Source organism: Nostoc sp. LPT, assembly GCF_017115165.1.
GTDB lineage: Bacteria > Cyanobacteriota > Cyanobacteriia > Cyanobacteriales > Nostocaceae > Nostoc.
The window spans coordinates 26,086-42,272 of the sequence record NZ_JABXKF010000057.1 but is presented as its reverse complement, the minus strand read 5'-3'; the positions used below and the strand labels follow the sequence as shown (position 1 = coordinate 42,272).

At 42.6% G+C, this 16,187-nt stretch carries 17 protein-coding genes; 9 read left to right on the top strand and 8 right to left on the bottom strand.

The window, feature by feature from the left end:
• Positions 1–81: 81 nt before the first annotated feature.
• The 5 genes from HWQ58_RS13755 to HWQ58_RS13735 form a co-directional block, all read right to left on the bottom strand.
• A complete protein-coding gene (locus HWQ58_RS13755) occupies positions 82–429 on the bottom strand; it encodes a hypothetical protein (RefSeq protein ID WP_251959044.1) in 348 nt (115 codons plus the stop codon).
• 11 nt (positions 430–440) lie between these two features.
• Entirely contained in the window at positions 441–935 is a 495-nt protein-coding gene (locus tag HWQ58_RS13750) for a phage tail protein (RefSeq protein ID WP_292779117.1), read from the bottom strand.
• A 135-nt stretch (positions 936–1,070) separates the two neighbouring features.
• Positions 1,071–1,526, bottom strand: a complete 456-nt coding sequence (locus tag HWQ58_RS13745) for a phage tail protein (RefSeq protein WP_094331970.1) — start codon at positions 1,524–1,526, stop codon at positions 1,071–1,073.
• Positions 1,527–1,635: 109 nt separating this feature from the next.
• Complete coding sequence (locus HWQ58_RS13740) at positions 1,636–3,297, bottom strand: phage tail sheath C-terminal domain-containing protein (protein WP_292863083.1); 1,662 nt, start codon at positions 3,295–3,297, stop codon at positions 1,636–1,638.
• Between the two features lie 30 nt (positions 3,298–3,327).
• Positions 3,328–4,167 carry a Pvc16 family protein gene (locus HWQ58_RS13735; protein WP_292863080.1) on the bottom strand — a complete coding sequence of 280 codons (840 nt, stop codon included), beginning with the start codon at positions 4,165–4,167 and terminating at the stop codon, positions 3,328–3,330.
• A gap of 673 nt (positions 4,168–4,840) precedes the next feature.
• Here HWQ58_RS13735 and HWQ58_RS13730 point away from each other — a divergent pair.
• The 5 genes from HWQ58_RS13730 to HWQ58_RS13710 all read left to right on the top strand — a co-directional run bounded on the left by HWQ58_RS13730 (position 4,841) and on the right by HWQ58_RS13710 (position 11,404).
• Positions 4,841–5,959 carry a HAMP domain-containing sensor histidine kinase gene (locus HWQ58_RS13730; RefSeq protein ID WP_292863077.1) on the top strand — a complete coding sequence of 373 codons (1,119 nt, stop codon included), beginning with the start codon at positions 4,841–4,843 and terminating at the stop codon, positions 5,957–5,959.
• Between the two features lie 20 nt (positions 5,960–5,979).
• On the top strand, positions 5,980–6,660 hold the full coding sequence (locus HWQ58_RS13725; RefSeq protein ID WP_292863074.1) for a response regulator transcription factor: 681 nt from the start codon (positions 5,980–5,982) through the stop codon (positions 6,658–6,660).
• Between the two features lie 43 nt (positions 6,661–6,703).
• On the top strand, positions 6,704–8,842 hold the full coding sequence (locus tag HWQ58_RS13720; RefSeq protein ID WP_292863071.1) for a substrate-binding domain-containing protein: 2,139 nt from the start codon (positions 6,704–6,706) through the stop codon (positions 8,840–8,842).
• Complete coding sequence (locus tag HWQ58_RS13715) at positions 8,820–9,449, top strand: FHA domain-containing protein (protein WP_292863068.1); 630 nt, start codon at positions 8,820–8,822, stop codon at positions 9,447–9,449. The genes HWQ58_RS13720 and HWQ58_RS13715 overlap by 23 nt, the downstream gene beginning before the upstream one ends.
• A gap of 860 nt (positions 9,450–10,309) precedes the next feature.
• Positions 10,310–11,404 carry an anthranilate phosphoribosyltransferase family protein gene (locus HWQ58_RS13710; protein WP_292863066.1) on the top strand — a complete coding sequence of 365 codons (1,095 nt, stop codon included), beginning with the start codon at positions 10,310–10,312 and terminating at the stop codon, positions 11,402–11,404.
• Here the strand turns inward: HWQ58_RS13710 and HWQ58_RS13705 are convergent.
• Together HWQ58_RS13705 and HWQ58_RS13700 are read right to left on the bottom strand one after the other, a co-directional pair.
• The gene (locus tag HWQ58_RS13705) at positions 11,376–12,800 is read right to left on the bottom strand and encodes an LCP family protein (protein ID WP_292863063.1); all 1,425 of its coding nucleotides are present in this window, start codon (positions 12,798–12,800) and stop codon (positions 11,376–11,378) included. The genes HWQ58_RS13710 and HWQ58_RS13705 overlap by 29 nt on opposite strands.
• Before the next feature lie 285 nt (positions 12,801–13,085).
• Positions 13,086–13,427: a hypothetical protein gene (locus HWQ58_RS13700; RefSeq protein WP_292863089.1), complete on the bottom strand. Its 342-nt coding sequence runs from the start codon at positions 13,425–13,427 to the stop codon at positions 13,086–13,088.
• A gap of 211 nt (positions 13,428–13,638) precedes the next feature.
• Here HWQ58_RS13700 and HWQ58_RS13695 point away from each other — a divergent pair, with 211 nt between their 5' ends.
• Genes HWQ58_RS13695 through HWQ58_RS13685 form a run of 3 tightly spaced genes read left to right on the top strand, consistent with a single transcriptional unit; the run spans position 13,639 to position 15,373 of the window.
• Complete coding sequence (locus tag HWQ58_RS13695; protein WP_292863059.1) at positions 13,639–14,805, top strand: AI-2E family transporter; 1,167 nt, start codon at positions 13,639–13,641, stop codon at positions 14,803–14,805.
• A 35-nt stretch (positions 14,806–14,840) separates the two neighbouring features.
• On the top strand, positions 14,841–15,095 hold the full coding sequence (locus HWQ58_RS13690) for an alpha/beta hydrolase (RefSeq protein WP_366837905.1): 255 nt from the start codon (positions 14,841–14,843) through the stop codon (positions 15,093–15,095).
• Between the two features lie 26 nt (positions 15,096–15,121).
• Complete coding sequence (locus HWQ58_RS13685) at positions 15,122–15,373, top strand: hypothetical protein (protein WP_292863056.1); 252 nt, start codon at positions 15,122–15,124, stop codon at positions 15,371–15,373.
• Here the strand turns inward: HWQ58_RS13685 and HWQ58_RS13680 are convergent.
• Positions 15,359–15,505 (bottom strand): hypothetical protein, encoded by a 147-nt coding sequence (locus HWQ58_RS13680; RefSeq protein WP_292863053.1) that lies wholly within the window; start codon positions 15,503–15,505, stop codon positions 15,359–15,361. The genes HWQ58_RS13685 and HWQ58_RS13680 overlap by 15 nt on opposite strands.
• A 116-nt stretch (positions 15,506–15,621) precedes the next feature.
• Between HWQ58_RS13680 and HWQ58_RS13675 the strand changes: the two genes are divergently transcribed.
• Positions 15,622–16,113 carry a GNAT family N-acetyltransferase gene (locus tag HWQ58_RS13675; RefSeq protein ID WP_292863050.1) on the top strand — a complete coding sequence of 164 codons (492 nt, stop codon included), beginning with the start codon at positions 15,622–15,624 and terminating at the stop codon, positions 16,111–16,113.
• The last annotated feature ends 74 nt before the right edge of the window (positions 16,114–16,187 follow it).

Sequence of the window (16,187 nt, the reverse complement as noted above, 5' to 3'; positions counted from 1 at the left end):
CACTCAGCACTCAGCACTCAGCACTCAGCACTCAGCACTCAGCACTCAGCACTCAACACTCAGCACTCAACACTCCCCAATTCAATTATGAAGAAGTGCTTCGGGAGAATTTACTGTATCTTCTGGTATGGAAGTTTCGCCTTCCAATCCATTGATTCGACGGTAAAAATCTTGGAGGTAATTTAAATCTTGGGAAAAAAAGTTTTCCACGATTGCAGGAGTCACTTCTGATAAAGCACCCAAGTGGGTAATCACTCGCGACAATATAATAATTGTGGCATAAACGGGATTTGCTTTAACACGTGGGTCACGCAAGGGTGCAATCTCGTCTATCGCCGTTGATAACCGCATTACACCTTTGCGATGGAGGTTGCCTTCAGAGTCTAGATACCCCTTTGGCAGTGTAAATTCAAACTCTGTGGGAAACATAATCCTCCTAATTATTTCACGCGTTTAAATTCCTCAAAAGCAACCTCCACTTCCTCAATTTCGATGTCATGGCTGCGGGCGTTGACATCGGCAATCTTGTAACTTGCAGGCCAAGCACCGGCTAATTCAAATCTAGCTACTTCTTCATTTGCCTGATTATAAATAGACAAAGCAACAAGTCTACGTTGCTCAGACCAATTACCCTGTTGGACTTTTTCAAACCACTTCCAAAAATCCATAGATTTAGTGGTACCTCTACGCAGAATGAGATTACCACTCTTGGGGTTGCTAGGAAGTTTAGTTCTCACCACCTGACCTTTTGACTGCCCTTTTGTACCCCAGGTTTGAGAAGTGACTTCAGTAATTTCAATTACCTCTTGTGTTCTTTTGAAGCCTTGACACTCCAAAAAGAAACAATTGGCATCGTTTTGACCTTCTAGTGTCAGTTCTAAATAGAACCGATGGGCCGTAAGAACTTCTGGAATTCGACTTGCGGATTGTACCACTGTTATACCAATTCAAAATTCACGCATTCAAAATTCACACATTCAAAATTAAGAAAGCCAGACAGAAGAAAGGTTTGAGAGTATGTATCTGTCGCATTCTTTTTTCAAATTGGTGTTAATTACTGCAAATGCTAATTATTTGATCCGTTTAATTCCTTCGTGAACCAATTCAACAGTTTCATTTGCCATATCTCCACCAGAGGCTGTTAAGGTAGGCCCGGTGTATTTACAGGGATAACAATTGACAATGTTCCACCGTGCCTTTTCAGAGCCTTGTTGGTCGTAAGCAACCACCGAACCAGTCTTACGATTCTGTGCCCACTTCCGAGGGTCTCCCATATCTTCGTTACAGTCTTGATACCATTTATAAAGGTCTATATCATCAGTGGCGATGACTTTTACTGTGATATTAGTAAATTTAACAACAGTTGGTGTAGCTTGACGCATTAGTTTTGCGCCCTTAGATGAACCGTGAACTTCTTGCGCTGGTGTATTCTCAACGCCTAGTCCGCTAATTTCTTTAATGAACTTATCAGTAATTCCATCAGCCTCGAAGTAAAATTTACAAGAGGTTAAAAATTCGCCTGCCATACTTTTAGACTCCTTTATGTGTAATTAATTTGGGAATGGGGATGAGAGAGATGAGGGGGATGAGGGAGGCAAAGAAAATAACCATGCCCAATGCCCAATCCCCCATGCCCTATTCGCTATCTTCAATGCCATTCCATTGGCTGATGCGGAAAACAACAAATTCAGCTGGTCTGACGGGACAAACTCCGACTTCAATATATAAACGTCCTAAAATTCTGGTTTCTGGTGGGTTCAATTCTTCGTCACACTTGACATAAAATGCTTGTGCTGGAGATGCCCCAAACAAAGCACCTTCACGCCAGATACGTTCTAAGAAGTTACTGACGGTGCGGGTAACACGCGCCCATAAATCTTGGTCGTTCGGTTCAAAAACTACCCACTGAGTTCCTAATTCTAGAGATTTTTCGATATAGCTAATTAGCCGACGCACACTGATGTAACGCCACTCTGTTTTATCTGGCTCAACTAGAGTGCGTGCGCCCCAAATGCGGATACCTCGATTGGGGAAGCTGCGAATACAATTTATCCCCAAGGGGTTTAATAGTTCTTGTTCGCGGAAGTTAGTGTCATAACCCAAACCAATTACGCCTCTGGGAACTTCATTTGCTGGGGCTTTATAAACTCCTCTAGTTTCGTCGGTACGGGCCCAAACACCCATCACATGACCACAAGGAGGTACTAAAATTGGATTACCGCGATCGCGTGGATTCGGTACTTTGATCCAAGGATAATAAAGGGCCGCAAACATCGAACGACGGTTAAATCTGTTCAACCATTCCACTACTTGCTGCGGTTTAACGGCTTCCGGTGGTGCATCCAGTACAACCATGCGGTTGGGCGGATTGGGAATATCGCCACTGGCAGAACCCTCGCACATACTAATCATCAGTTCGATGATGCCGTGGACTTGATCTAAATTAAGCACTTGCTCTTGATAAGCCCGCATGACATCAGGACAGGCCAGCATCGTGATTTCATCAACTTCAAAGATACCGCGTACCCCGGTGCGATCGTCTCGAACCCCTTCTAAATTTTGTGAAAATCTATCGGGTGGAGTGGCGACAATAGGCGGCGCTAGTTCATATTGACCATTAACCGGACGACGAGCTAAAGGCTGTCCGCTTTGAGTAATATCTTCTACAGTGACATACATAGAATTTCTCAATGCCGCCACCGCATAAGTTGCGGCTTGAGCACCAGGCTCGCGGTTCATGGTCAAATTCTCATATTCCTCTAAAACTTCATCTCCCCGACGAATCTCAATTGTGAAGTATTCCCCTGTATTTGGAGGAGCTTCTCCTTCAGTACCTTCAGGTAGGGCACGTGGCGAACCTTCAATAATGACAATATTTACTAATCCACCTGCTGCTTGCTCAGGGCGCAGAGTAAAGCGCAGGGCTGGACGATTACCTCGAGCGTTGATTCTTAGAATAGCCGGTTCTGCAGTCGCGGGTTTGGGTGCGCCTGGTAATTGAGTACCGATGCTTGTCACCCAGCAGCGACCACCACCATTCATAAAGTAGCCGTAAACTGAAAAGGGTAAATAGGCGTTGAAGTCGGTGAACCCATCAGAGTTGGGACGGGCAAAGTAGTTGAGATATTGCATCCAAGTGGTCACCAACACGGGCTTGTATAACTCAGCCCCACCGCGAACGTCCTCTGTAAAGCCGACAAATCCGGCAACTGCCGTGCTAACACCTTCAATTGGTCGGCTACCGCGGTCAATTTCTTCAATATAGACACCAGGAGCAAAGTAATCAAGTCTAGCCATGAAAGTCTCTCCAAGTTATTAAAAATCTAATTATTCAGGAGTTAGAAATATTTCTTTGAAAGTATTACTTTGGTTATCTACCAATGCATTGACGTTTTGGGGTAAATAGCCAGGATGATTCAGAGTCAAAACATAATTACCTAAATGAAGGTCTTCAAAGAAGAACAACCCTTCTTGGGTGGTTAATATGGACTTTTCAGTTCCTCTCACAGCCACTTCTGTCGCTACCAGCGGCAAATTTGTCACCGCACTTTTGACAATACCCGCGATCGCAACTCGCCTGGTTAATACTAGACTGTCACTATCGCGAGACGATTGATTTCGCAAATTGAAAATTCGCTCCCAAACCAAAGGTACTGGAGTAGGTTGTGGCTCGAAGGGTATTGTAACTGTCAAATATAAGGCTGAACGCAATGGCACATTGAGAGCGCTCCATAAAGAGCCAATCTCAATTGGCGGCTCTAAGGCAACTGTCAGGTTCAAATTCCCATAGCCCCGCAATTCAGGAACCAAAAACTCCTCTTCCAAGGTGCGATGGCGTAACAGCACAGTCAACGCCTCACTAATAAAGTGATGCTCACCTAAAGCTGTTCTATCCCAGGCTGTTAATAGCAGCGAAACATCAAACCAAGCGGGTGCCCAATTTACAGTAGCAGGTTGTAGAGCGCGTGTTAGCTTGCGTTCAACTTGCCTGCCAGAATGTTGTACCTGCTTACTCTCACGTATATCAAAAATGTATAAATTGAGAGTCGGGCCTGCTCCCTCTTCCCTTCGATTACCAGGATGGCTAAAGTCAATTTGCTCTGTACTGGTAAGTGAGGTTCCTCCAGCTAGAATTTCGGCTAAAGTTTGAAGAACGAAGATAAGCATCAGGGTGTTCTGCTGGTAGCTAATCCAGATGCATCTACAGTATATGTATTAGGCTTTTAAAGTTAATTAGACTTTTGTCGATATTTTTGGATTAGGCATTGGGCAAAACAGTTCCGTTAGCGTCAGCGGGGCGTTTAGCCCGTTTCGAGTTCCTCGGCAAGCGAGTAAAGAAGTGAGATTTCCCACTCAGCACTCAGCACTCAGCACTCAGCACTCAGCACTCAGCACTCCTGAAGGGCATTGGCAGAGGGTAAATACTTACTGCAACTTCTCCCTTACTCCCCATCTCCCCCAGAATGATGATTGAGGAGCTGGAAAATATTAGTTTCTCAAGAATCCGAAAAGCAGCAACTTCAGTTTGTAGATTAGTCTGGAGCGGTTCTTAATTGATACATTACATTTTTTTATTGTCGGGTGGGCATCTTGCCTTCCCTAGTTAGAGTGAAACGCCCATCCCAGAAGATTTATCGAAGTGTTACAAATGATAACTACTACGTACCAATCTATACTTATAAAAGTGAGATCCGCTGTGAATATAAACTTAAAAATTCTTGTTTGTATGAATTATCTTAAAAGAGAACTTAACAAAAAAATAAACTTTCTTGAGACTGCATAATTTTATACTGGTCAGCAGAAGAGTAAAAACATTTAGTTGCAAAAAGCGAGTGAAGCTATGACACTAGGCTTTTCTGTACAAAAACTAGAAAGTGGCTCTAATTATTTGAGTTCCTCAGACATCCAAAGCTTTTGTCAGCTAGAGTCTGAGCAGTTAACTAGTCAATATCCAATTTTTTTCGCTCGGATTGTCTATCATGATTCATTGTTAAAAGCTCATCAAGAAGTTATAAATTATGGTCAAGACCAAGCTCCTTTTTCCCCAAAAACTTTAGCTTATTTGCGGTCAGAATCATGGCTTACAGATTTTCCGCCTGCTTTGACTTTACATGAATTTAGACTTAAAGACTTTTCATCCATTTCTTACATTTGCCCTATAGGCTATAGAAATCAAAAACCTGAATACATTCAAATCATTACTCATGAACCTCTCTCAGAGAGTTTGCAATTGTACGTAAAACGCTTTGCTATGCTTCTGAATAAGTATGTAGATATTTCCTTGGACTATGGAAGACAAAAAACTGAAATTAAACTACTAGAAGATATCCTGCATCGAGTCGGACATCAATTGCGTAACTCTTTAGGACTCATCGGATTATATGCACACAATCTATGCTTAGGGTTAAAGGATAGCCCTTGGCAAGAGCAAGCAACAATCATTGGCGAAAGCATACAAGATTTAGATACTAATTTAAGCGAACTGATTGATTGCGGTCAAAGTGTAAAATTAAGGGTAAAATTTCAAGATTTAAGAAGTTTAGTAGTTGAAAGTATCACAAGTTTACAACCTCTAATTAATCAAAAACAACTTAAAATATCGATTCCAGATACATCGACAATACTGAAGATAGACAGATTACAAATGAAACAAGTGTTTGACAATATTCTTAGTAATGCTGTTCATTTCAGCCCAAATTTAGGAACTATTACCTGTAGCTGGCAAATTTTTCAAGATGAAGTTTTAATTAAAATCTCCGATCAAGGCCCAGGATTGTCTCAAGAAGATTCACAAAAAGTATTTACCCCATTTTATTCCCGGCGTAAAGGAGGCACAGGACTGGGGTTAACTATTGCTAAAAAAATCATTTTGGATCATCAAGGAAGTATCTGGGCACAAGTTTTATCAGAAAGTGGTGCACAATTTTCTGTAATTTTACCTCGACCAAGGAATGGATAAATAATTCGTAATTTAAAGATATGGCTAATGATAATAAAAAACTTTCAGTTTTGCTGGTAGATGACGAAGAACGCTTCCGTCAAGGGTTACGTACTCTCCTAAATTTTTATAGTATTAATTCTGCATTACCTATAGAAGTTATGGGTGATGCAGATTCTGTTGAGCAGGTTTTGAAGTTTACAACCCAGAAGTGTCCAGATTTAATTTTGCTGGATATGCAATTGAAAGGATGTGATGGAATTACAGTTTTGGCACGTCTTAAAGAAGCTGCTTTTACTGGCAAGGTTTTAGTATTGTCGGCTCATCAAGAAGACGACTGGATTTTTAGAGCAATGCAGGCGGGAGCCGCAGGTTATGTGTTTAAAAATCGTGTGGCAACCCAATTGTGTGAGGCTATTGACACTGTAACAAGATCGGAAATTTATCTACCTTCAGAAGTTGCTAGTCGATTTTTTCGGTTTTTTCAGGCTTATTCAGATTCTTGTGTAAAAGCATGTCATGAGGTACATTTAACCGAAAGAGAACAAGAAGTTTTATACTGGTTAACTCAAGGTGCTTCTAATGAAGAAATCGCTAAACATTTATATGTAACAGTTGCTACTGTTAAGGCGCATCTCACCAGTATTTTTGAAAAATTGAAGGTTACTAGTCGGACTCAAGCGATTGTGGCTGCCATCAAGCTAGGATTAGTTCACACTTGAGCACGACGGAAGTAATCGGCGCAATTTACGAAACTCTTTGTATATGCCTTCATTTGAATCTTTATATCAAGAATACCCCTGCTCGTACAATTCTCCCTTAAGTTGCGATCGCCCCTTCCAAACGGCGCAGCAAATCAAGGGTGCTAAGTTTTGCTTGGAATGTGGTTTTCCAGCAACTTTACCACAGGAGGCTGAAATTAAAGGAAGTCAGGGAACTTATCAAATAGCTAGTTTTGTCGGTGTGCGGGGTTTAGGCCGTTTATACTCAGCTGTTCAACTTAAAGACAAACAACCTGTAATCATCAAAGAATACCTGCTCCCCAATCGTTCTTTTAATGAAAGTGAGACTCAAAAGCGGAAAGAGACTTTTAAACGGGTGGGTGGGGTAAGTTTAGCCGATAGTCGAGTTCAAAACTTCCGTCTTGTGGAAACTAAAGAAGCAATCGCAGATGCAAAAGGAGAACGCTGCTATTTAATTACTCAAGGCATAGAGTCATCCCAAACTTTAGGTAAGTATCTCATAGAGAAGGGAGCCATGACATCTTCTGATGTGCGTGAAGTACTAAATCAAGGTTTACAAACTCTCCAGTTTTTCCACACCCAAAAGCTGCGTTTTCCATCCAATCAAACACAACTGGGTATCACTCATGGCAATATCAATTTAGATAGTACTTTAATTAAAGTAGAAAATAATCAAAAGTTTTCTATATACTTTTGTGATTTAGCTATCTGGGAAAACTTATTTATTCCACCGATTATTCCTCAACCTGCTCCCGCCAGGACTGGCCAAGATTTAGAATCATTAGGATTGCTAGCCTTTTCTTTATGGGTAGGGCGGACAACTAATTTTTCATCCAACCAGCCTCTCGATCCTAGAGATAATCAACAATGGCCGGATACCGATAGCCATTTAAAGCAATTTATTTATCGTTTAATCGGGCTGGAAACTCCTTTCGAGAGTGCAGAAGCGGCTCGTCAAGCACTGCTAGAACTTCCTCAAGAAGATCGTGCTAAAAGTTCAATTTCAGTGCGATCGCCAGGTTCTCAAGAAATAAAAAAGCCTTTGCCAATCCCCTTACTTTTGCTATTAATCCTGGCTTTATTACTACTTGGTGGGGGAATTTGGTATTGGCTTTGGGGTAGGAAAACAGTTAGTCCTAATCAATATATACAATGGTCTAGACTTGTGCGGAATTTTTCAGAAGTTCCCAACGTTCCTTCTGGACAATTTACTTACACAGGAGAAAAAGATAGTACATGGAGTTTTGTTTTGACGCAATTAGTGGACAACAGTCGTTTAGGAGATTTATTGACCCGACCAAAGTTAGATGCAACAGCAACATTTGACTATAAATCTGTTTTGTCATCAAATATAAATAATCCGATTAAAAGTCTCGAAGAAGTCCAAACAAACAAAAAAGATTTTGCAATTACTAGTTTGGTAGACAACATTACAGATAAACTTAATAAAGAACCAGTAGCTTATGATGGGTTACTTGTTTTTGTAGCATTTAATAAAAGAGACTCAAATCTTGCTAATGCTCTTGGGGGGCAAATCAATCTTGAGCAATTGCGTCAAATTTACACAGGCAAAATTACTAATTGGCAGCAGATTAGTCCCAAACTTCCAAATCTGTCTGTGAAACCTTTTGCCCCAACTGAACCGGAAGCAATCAGTAAATTTCAAGAAATAGTTCTGAAAAATGCCCCTCAAGACGAAGCTTTATTTGCAGCAAAAGTTACTAAACTTGATACAACAAAAACTCAAAACCTGATACGTAGTGAGATTTTAGAAGGGCGAAGCACTGGTATTATCAGTTTTGGCATTATCAGTAAAACTTCGACTCAGTGTACTGGCTATCCGCTAGCGATCGCAGATGGCAAAAAATCGGCTATTCAACCTCTGTTTCAAAAGCGCGATCGGCGCTCAATTAATCCCTCAGATGACTTGTGTCAGCATGATGATTATTATGCTGATGTCACAACTTTCCAAAGCTACCCTCTGGGATACCCTATTTTTGTAGTGTACTCTAAAGACAGCAACCGCCTGCCTGGTGGTTCTACATTTGCCCAGATGCTAACTACTCGTCAGGGTCAGTGTTTACTTAGTAAAGTAGGTCTTGTAGCTTTACAACCTATGCCTGATGATATAAAATCTTATGCCTGCAAATCGGTGCCCTAATCCCAGTTGCGAATATTTTAACCGCGCCCTGCCTAACAATGCTAAGGTTTGTCCCTGGTGTTCTACTCCTGTGGGTAATGTAGTTGCCCCTACATCACAACCGCCTAGTCAACCACCGCCCAATCAACAACCGCCTGTTCAGTATCAGCGCCCAGCCACAGACCAACCTAACTACCAGGTTCCCCAACAAGCCCCCGTTGATTATTCAACAGTCTATCAGCCAAGAGTTTCCTATCAACCAACACCGCCTGTTTATACCCCTCCCTCTCAAAGAGCGCCAGCTTTAAAGCTGATTCATAGCACCGGCAGAGAATTTCATCTCGTTGGGGAAGGAGGTTATATTGGTCGCCGCAGTCAGAGTCCAGGAATAGCGCCACCAGAAATTGACTTGACTGGTATTCCCAGTGAGGGAATAGTCTCTCGTCGTCATGCGCGAGTCGATTGGGACTGGTCGCAAAATTCTTACATGATTGTTGATATGAGTACAAATGGTATTTATTTAAACAACAATCCTCTAACTCCTGGTATGCAGTATCGCCTACTTAACGGTGATTCACTGAGATTTGGTCAGGACAACCTAGTTAATTTCACTGTATATATTGTGTAGTATAAAGCTGATTTTATAACTTTTAATTAACAAGATTTGGGGCTTAACAACAAGCTTAAGCCCTTTGTTAAAGGTAGACAAACTTCTGGGCTAAATAATTTATTGACATACTCCCCCGAATTGAATTCGGGGGATTCTGGGGTCAAACAGCAATAGCAGTCTCCGACCGTCTGACATCACCTAAGCGATCGCGCAGAAATAAGTTACCTATTTGCTGAAGGAGAAGAAAGATTAAAATCCTTTTGAGGTATAATCCGGTAATTCCAGTCCCCATCAAACTCAGACTTTTCTAGGCAAACGCTGCATAGTTGCTTGTCGCAGAGGTGATTCTGGATCTCCACGAGTTACTGGGTCAATTAATGCCTCCAGGTCTGGAATTAAGGTCTTATCAATATCTTGCAGACGTTTCCTTCCACCAATACCACGAATCCTTTTCTGAAACCGGGTGTGTTTGAGCGGAGTATCTACCTCAATTTCAAGCTCACGAATTCCAACTCTAATCGTTTTTGCCGATAAACCCGTCGCTTCTGAAACTTGGCTAATGCCCCCTCTGCCTAATGCAATGGCTTCTGTGGCTGCCCTTCATACGTGTTAGCCTCTCATTCAAATGAGGTGAAAGGCAATCAAACTTAGCTTTGAGAGACTCGTTGTTGGCATAGCAGATGCTTACCAGATTAATCTTGTCTTGTCAAATCATCAGGTAAGTTATTCTTGCGCGATTCCTAACCCAATGGGTAAACCTGCTGTTGACAACTCATTTTTACCTTCTTAAATCTAAAATTCGGTCATTAGTCATTTTCGGTTATCACAAAGGACAAAGGACAATGGACAAATGACGGTGGACAAAGGACAAAGGAAAAATGAGCAATGTATTTCGGGAATTTCTGCAAAAAGTAGGCAGTGGAAACCACACAGCCGAGAATTTAACTCGCGCCCAAGCAGCCACCGCTACTAAAATGATGCTGCTGGGTGAAGCGACACCAGCCCAAATTGGAGCCTTTTTGATTGCTCACCGAATCAAGCGTCCTACGGGAGAAGAGTTAGCCGGAATGTTGGATGCTTATGAGGAACTGGGGCCAAAACTGCAACCCATAGCCTCTGGGCGCCCAGCGATCGCTCTTGGCATACCATACGATGGTAGAACACGCACAGCACCAATTAGTCCGGTAACAGCTTTACTACTCGCCGCAGTAGGACAACCAGTGGTAATGCATGGTGGCGATCGCCTACCAACTAAGTACGGCTTACCCCTGATAGATATTTGGCAGGGTTTAAGAGTCGATTGGACTACCTTACCCCTAGCACAAACTCAGCAAGTGTTTGAGCAAACGGGAATCGGCTTTATTTATTTACCTCAGCATTTTCCCTTAACTACAAGTATTTGGGAGTACCGCGACCAACTTGGCAAACGTCCGCCGTTGGCGACAATGGAACTAATTTGGTGTCCTTATGCTGGGTATGTTCACCTAATTGCTGGGTTTGTCCATCCGCCGACAGAAGGGATGTTTCAAATAGCTTTAAGACTACGGGGAGTAACAAAATTTACTTTAGTTAAAGGATTGGAAGGGAGTTGCGACTTACCGCGCGATCGCACTGCAATCATCAGCTTATCTGCATCTATAGCATCCCACGAGGTAGAACGATTGCACCTCGTACCACGTGATTACGGCTTTACTACCAAGAACGTACCCCTTGGAACTACTGAAGAACTGGTGGCAGATATTCAAGAGGTTTTGGCAGGTAAACCAGGTGAATTGATGCAAACAGCCTTGTGGAATGGCGGATTTTATCTATGGCGGAGTGGTATTTGTCCAGATATGGCAAAGGGTTTAGCGAAAGCAGAAGAATTATTAACCAATGGTGTAGTAGCAGCTAAACTCCAAGAACTGAGCCAGGTAGTAAATTCAGTATCAGCAGATATACCCTTTAGGGTGTCAACGACTTCTCCAAAATAGATTTTTGTTCCAACCAATCCTGACCCACTTGGATACTGATATCCGAGCCAAGGTTGCCAGTGCTTTCCACGCGCACTTCTCCAAATCCTAAAGTGCTGCGAATTGATTCAGCACTGTCACCATCACCTTGTTGGGCGACAATATGAGTTACATCTAAAGGTTCACCCCATGCTTTGGCCACATAGATATTGCGGTATCCAGATTTTTCCAAAGCTCTAATTAATGGTTGGAGGTTAGAGCGATCGCCACCTGTACTATCTTGAATTGCTACACGTAAAGAGCGGGGGTCAGTCGCAGTCGCCAGCTGTTCCTGTTCTGACTCCAAACCAAAGTGTTGAGCCATGAGTTTGGCAATACCATCTTTGTTGGGCAACCAATAACTAGCATCAAACTCGCCTTTCTCGCTAAAGCGACCTGGCAGCATTAACATTTGCATATTAGAGCGATTTGTCCGCACCCCAAAACCCACTAACGCCACTAACTCTTCAACCGTCAAGTTAGTATCAATGTGTTCTTTCACGACATCAAGAACTTTAGGTAATTGAGCAACAGTAGCTGGGTTGAGTGTTTGCTCCATCAAAGCGCGGATGACCATTTGCTGGCGCTGAATCCGACCAATATCACCGAGTTCGTCATGGCGAAAACGCAGCAATTGTAGTACCTGATCGCCATTGAGATGCTGCTTACCCGCCTTCAAATTGATGTACAAATGCTGAGAATCATCTTGGTATTTCATATCTTTAGGGACGTAGACAGTCACGCCACCCAAAGCATCAATCAGCTTGGCAACTCCCAAAACATTAATTCGCACATAGCGATCAATTCCTGCCCCTCCTAAGAGATTACTGACAGTTCTGGCAGTCAAAGCTGGCCCACCTTCAACGTTGGCGGAGTTAATTTTTTTTACTCCATAACCCTCTATTTCCGTGCGGGTATCTCTGGGAATGGAGAGCATATTTATTTTTTTCGTCTCTGGATCAAATTTGACCAAGAGCATCACATCAGAAAGACCATCAAAGGAGTTGACTTGGGGCAGGTATTTGAGATTTTTGGTATCTTCAGGAGGGTTTTGGATATCTGGGGGAAGTACGCTCATTCCCATCACCAAAAGATTCACTGGACGAGTTAATTCTGAAAATCGCAGCACACCTCCAGAAATGCGATCGCTATCAAAAGCCGCCTCATCCTTGGGAGTTAGCTGCGCTTGTTGCAAAGGCGTACTGGTCAAAGACACTGCTAAAAGTGCCCCCGCAGTTGCTGATACCATCGCAATACCACTCATACCTACCCAAAACCACAGCCAACGTCCTGATGTCGAGTTTTGGGAAATTTTTTTATTGGACTTTGAGGCTTTTCCCGACTGGTTTTCTTCCGCCGAACTTCTTTGAATGGTCACAGACTTCCTCACACTTACTCACTAATCAAATTCAGTAATTTTGCAGACTAAAAACATCCAAACAAATCAACCCATAATAGCTAACTCTTAATTATCGGTGCTAACTTTTTAATGTAGTGTCAACCACAACACTTATAGCAGCATTTATTCTTTTTTTGGGACAACCGGGAGATGTTTTACTGAAGTATGGTAATAATAAACTGGATTTGACTAGATATATAAATAAATCAGCCATAAATTTCCCAAAAATCAGTAAAAATACCGACAAATTTTCACCATAAAAAATTAAGATAAATACTTGCCAAGCACTCGTTCAGCTAAACTACTAAACCCTGGTAAACGACCAGATTTGCCCTGCATTAGGCGCAAAATCAACCAAACACTTACTAAAAAGTAACCTGATGTGAGAAAGCTATTGAGGATAAATAGACGTAGCGGAAAAAAATCTGAAGTTGCTGCTCCGGTGGCCAATAATAGATAACTCAACAGCCAAGTAAGTGCCAAAGTAATAGACAGACGACTAATAGCAAGTTGTTCCCGACTACCCTGGCCCCGATAGAGCGTCCACAAGGATGGGAAAAAGCCGACGATCGGAACTAAATGTAAAAGCAACTGTATTTTGGGCATTGGGGATGGAGCATTATTATTCTTCTCCTGCTCCCCTGCTCCCCTGCTCCCCTGCTCCCCCGCTCCCCACTCCCTATTCTCTTTTGGTTCAAAATTCTCCATTGGGGTTAGTCTAACTCCTAAACTAGAAGGATGAACAAGACTCATATAGTTAGAGATAATAAGCTGTAAAGGAAAATTTCATTTAGTTCTATTCCGCAATCAGCTCAAAATGCAGACACGTAAGCTACTCGACTGGTGGCAAAGATTCACTCCAATAGCGCGAATCGGGGCGATCGCGTTATTCCTTCCGCTGCTAGTTCTCAATGGTTGGGCACTTTCGGTATTTTTCAATTATTTCCATTCTCTCATAGTCATTTTAGTCGCAGCCTCAGTGCTAGCATTTCTGCTCAACTACCCCGTGAGCTGGATGGAGCATCATGGTGCAAAGCGAGAGCAAGTCGCTATCTTAGTATTTCTCTTGGCTTTATCGATTTTATTGGCGTTGGGTGTGACACTTTTTCCCCTGGCTCTTACCCAAGCTCAACAACTGGTGGCGCGTTTGCCAGAGTTAATCGACTCTGGACGCTCTCAGTTAATGATATTAAACGGAAAAGCTGAGACTTTTGGCTTACCGATTAACCTCGATGCTCTGGTGGTGCAAATCAACGATCGCGTCAAAGGACAATTACAAGCGATCGCAGGACAAGTTTTAAATCTGGCTGTACTCACAGTTACTAGTCTGCTAGATATTCTCTTGACGATGGTTTTGACTTTTTATCTTTTACAGCACGGGGGTGAACTCTGGGAAAGTTTAGTCGAATGGCTACCTAATAAATTTCGCGATCCTTTCTCTAAAACAGTCCGCTTAAGCTTCCAAAATTTCTTCATCACCCAGTTGATTTTATCTACCTGTATGGCTTCAGCCCTTATTCCTACCTTTTTGTGGCTGAAAGTGCCATTTGGATTGCTATTCGGACTAACTATTGGTCTGATGGCTCTCGTCCCCTTTGGTGGTTCTGTAGGCATCGCCCTGACTACACTATTGGTAGCGTTGCAAGATTTTTCAATGGGTGTGAGAGTGTTGATCGCAGCGGTAATTGTACAGCAAATTCTCGAAAATTTAATTGCCCCCCGAATTTTAGGCAGTTTTACTGGTTTAAATCCAGTTTGGATTTTAATTTCAGTCTTAACAGGGGCAAGAATTGGTGGACTGTTGGGTGTAATTGTGGCAGTACCTACAGCTGTTGTGATTAAGACTGCTTTAAGTGCCTTGCGTCCTGGTAGCGGGACAAACGACAGCACCATTGGGGAGATAACTGCATCTGTTCCAGCAAATGAGTCCTCGAAAGCTGACGCCAACAACACTTTGAGCATTTCTGAAGCGACATTGCCCTAATAGTTGTCTTTGCTCTCGATATACATAGGATTCACATGAGTACAATCACTACCAAAGAGGGTATGCAGATATACTATAAGGACTGGGGAACAGGGCCCACAGTTATTCTCTCGCACGGCTGGCCGCTTAATGCTGATAGCTGGGAAATCCAAGCGCTGTTCCTGGCATCGCAGGGCGATCGCGTCATCACCCACGATCATCGTGGGCATGGCAGATCGAGTCAGCCCTGGAACACCAATACTCATGCAGACAGGCTCAACGCCGACCTGCTGTCGTTCTGCAAGGGGTGACACCGAGCCACTGATTTAAAACATTGATGTTGAAGACCCAAACGGGTGCGTTCTCGTTTTTTCGCAACCCGTTTCGGACAACTCTTTCAAACTCAACAACTACAGCACTCATAATCATAAAAAAACTAGCAAGAAAAATTGCAGTTTTTACGGGTGCATCCAAAAGAATCGATGCCTCTATTGCCAAACATCTTGCAGCCGAAGGTGCAATCGCAGTACAGGCAAATGTTGCAAAAAAGGCAGAGATCGAACATCTTTTGGAATTATTTTTTACATAAATCTAAATTTAAGGTCATAAAGAATTTGTCAATCAGCATATTTGGCAAGAATACACCTGGTTGGGCATTGATGATGTAGGTAGATGTAGAGCCGATTTCTTCGTTAAAAATGACTTTTCTTAGCACTGACATAATTCACGCCTTGAGAGTACAGCCTGAAATGGACTCTGCAAAAATTGCTATTTGCTGAGTAAATTGGGATATAGATGCAGAAAAATTTTCTGTGTAAACTTGACCAGCAAATGGTAATGAAAAACTATTATCAAGATTTTTTAATTCGTAATTGGGTGGAAAGCGATCGCACAAGAGCCGCTGAAGTGATCAGTTATGTATTATCAGAATACGGTCTGGGTTGGGAACCAAAGGGTGCTGACCAAGATGTGCTGCGCGTAGAGGAATGTTATTTAGCTACTGGGGGAGAGTTTTGGGTAATTGAACACCAAAGTCAGTTAGTAGGTACTGGAGCATACTACCCCATACACCGAGGCGAAAAAGCTGTAGAAATCCGCAAAATGTATCTTTTGCCCAGCATCAGGGGTTTGGGATTAGGGAAATATTTGTTACAACAGCTAGAAGCAGCGATCGCAAAACGTGGTTTTCAACAAATTTGGATTGAAACCGCCAGCGTTTTGGTGGAAGCAGTCAAGCTGTATGAAAGCAATGGCTACACTCCAGCAACGGGAGTAGAAACAACAAGGTGCGATCGCGTGTATGTTAAGTCATTGGTCATTGGTCATTAGTCATTGGTCATTGGTCATTGGTCATTGGGCACTTGTACTAAGCTTTGTCGTTGACGCAGCCTCTCCAAGAGTTG

What these genes read in the sequence shown, in the direction of transcription:
- HWQ58_RS13755 (WP_251959044.1), bottom strand. Translation starts at nt 429, where the DNA reads ATGTTTCCCACAGAGTTTGAATTTACACTGCCAAAGGGGTATCTAGAC.
- HWQ58_RS13745 (WP_094331970.1), bottom strand. Translation starts at nt 1,526, where the DNA reads ATGGCAGGCGAATTTTTAACCTCTTGTAAATTTTACTTCGAGGCTGAT.
- HWQ58_RS13740 (WP_292863083.1), bottom strand. Translation starts at nt 3,297, where the DNA reads ATGGCTAGACTTGATTACTTTGCTCCTGGTGTCTATATTGAAGAAATT.
- HWQ58_RS13735 (WP_292863080.1), bottom strand. Translation starts at nt 4,167, where the DNA reads ATGCTTATCTTCGTTCTTCAAACTTTAGCCGAAATTCTAGCTGGAGGA.
- HWQ58_RS13730 (WP_292863077.1), top strand. Translation starts at nt 4,841, where the DNA reads ATGACACTAGGCTTTTCTGTACAAAAACTAGAAAGTGGCTCTAATTAT.
- HWQ58_RS13725 (WP_292863074.1), top strand. Translation starts at nt 5,980, where the DNA reads ATGGCTAATGATAATAAAAAACTTTCAGTTTTGCTGGTAGATGACGAA.
- HWQ58_RS13720 (WP_292863071.1), top strand. Translation starts at nt 6,704, where the DNA reads ATGCCTTCATTTGAATCTTTATATCAAGAATACCCCTGCTCGTACAAT.
- HWQ58_RS13715 (WP_292863068.1), top strand. Translation starts at nt 8,820, where the DNA reads ATGCCTGCAAATCGGTGCCCTAATCCCAGTTGCGAATATTTTAACCGC.
- HWQ58_RS13710 (WP_292863066.1), top strand. Translation starts at nt 10,310, where the DNA reads ATGAGCAATGTATTTCGGGAATTTCTGCAAAAAGTAGGCAGTGGAAAC.
- HWQ58_RS13700 (WP_292863089.1), bottom strand. Translation starts at nt 13,427, where the DNA reads ATGCCCAAAATACAGTTGCTTTTACATTTAGTTCCGATCGTCGGCTTT.
- HWQ58_RS13695 (WP_292863059.1), top strand. Translation starts at nt 13,639, where the DNA reads ATGCAGACACGTAAGCTACTCGACTGGTGGCAAAGATTCACTCCAATA.
- HWQ58_RS13690 (WP_366837905.1), top strand. Translation starts at nt 14,841, where the DNA reads ATGAGTACAATCACTACCAAAGAGGGTATGCAGATATACTATAAGGAC.
- HWQ58_RS13685 (WP_292863056.1), top strand. Translation starts at nt 15,122, where the DNA reads ATGTTGAAGACCCAAACGGGTGCGTTCTCGTTTTTTCGCAACCCGTTT.
- HWQ58_RS13680 (WP_292863053.1), bottom strand. Translation starts at nt 15,505, where the DNA reads ATGTCAGTGCTAAGAAAAGTCATTTTTAACGAAGAAATCGGCTCTACA.
- HWQ58_RS13675 (WP_292863050.1), top strand. Translation starts at nt 15,622, where the DNA reads ATGAAAAACTATTATCAAGATTTTTTAATTCGTAATTGGGTGGAAAGC.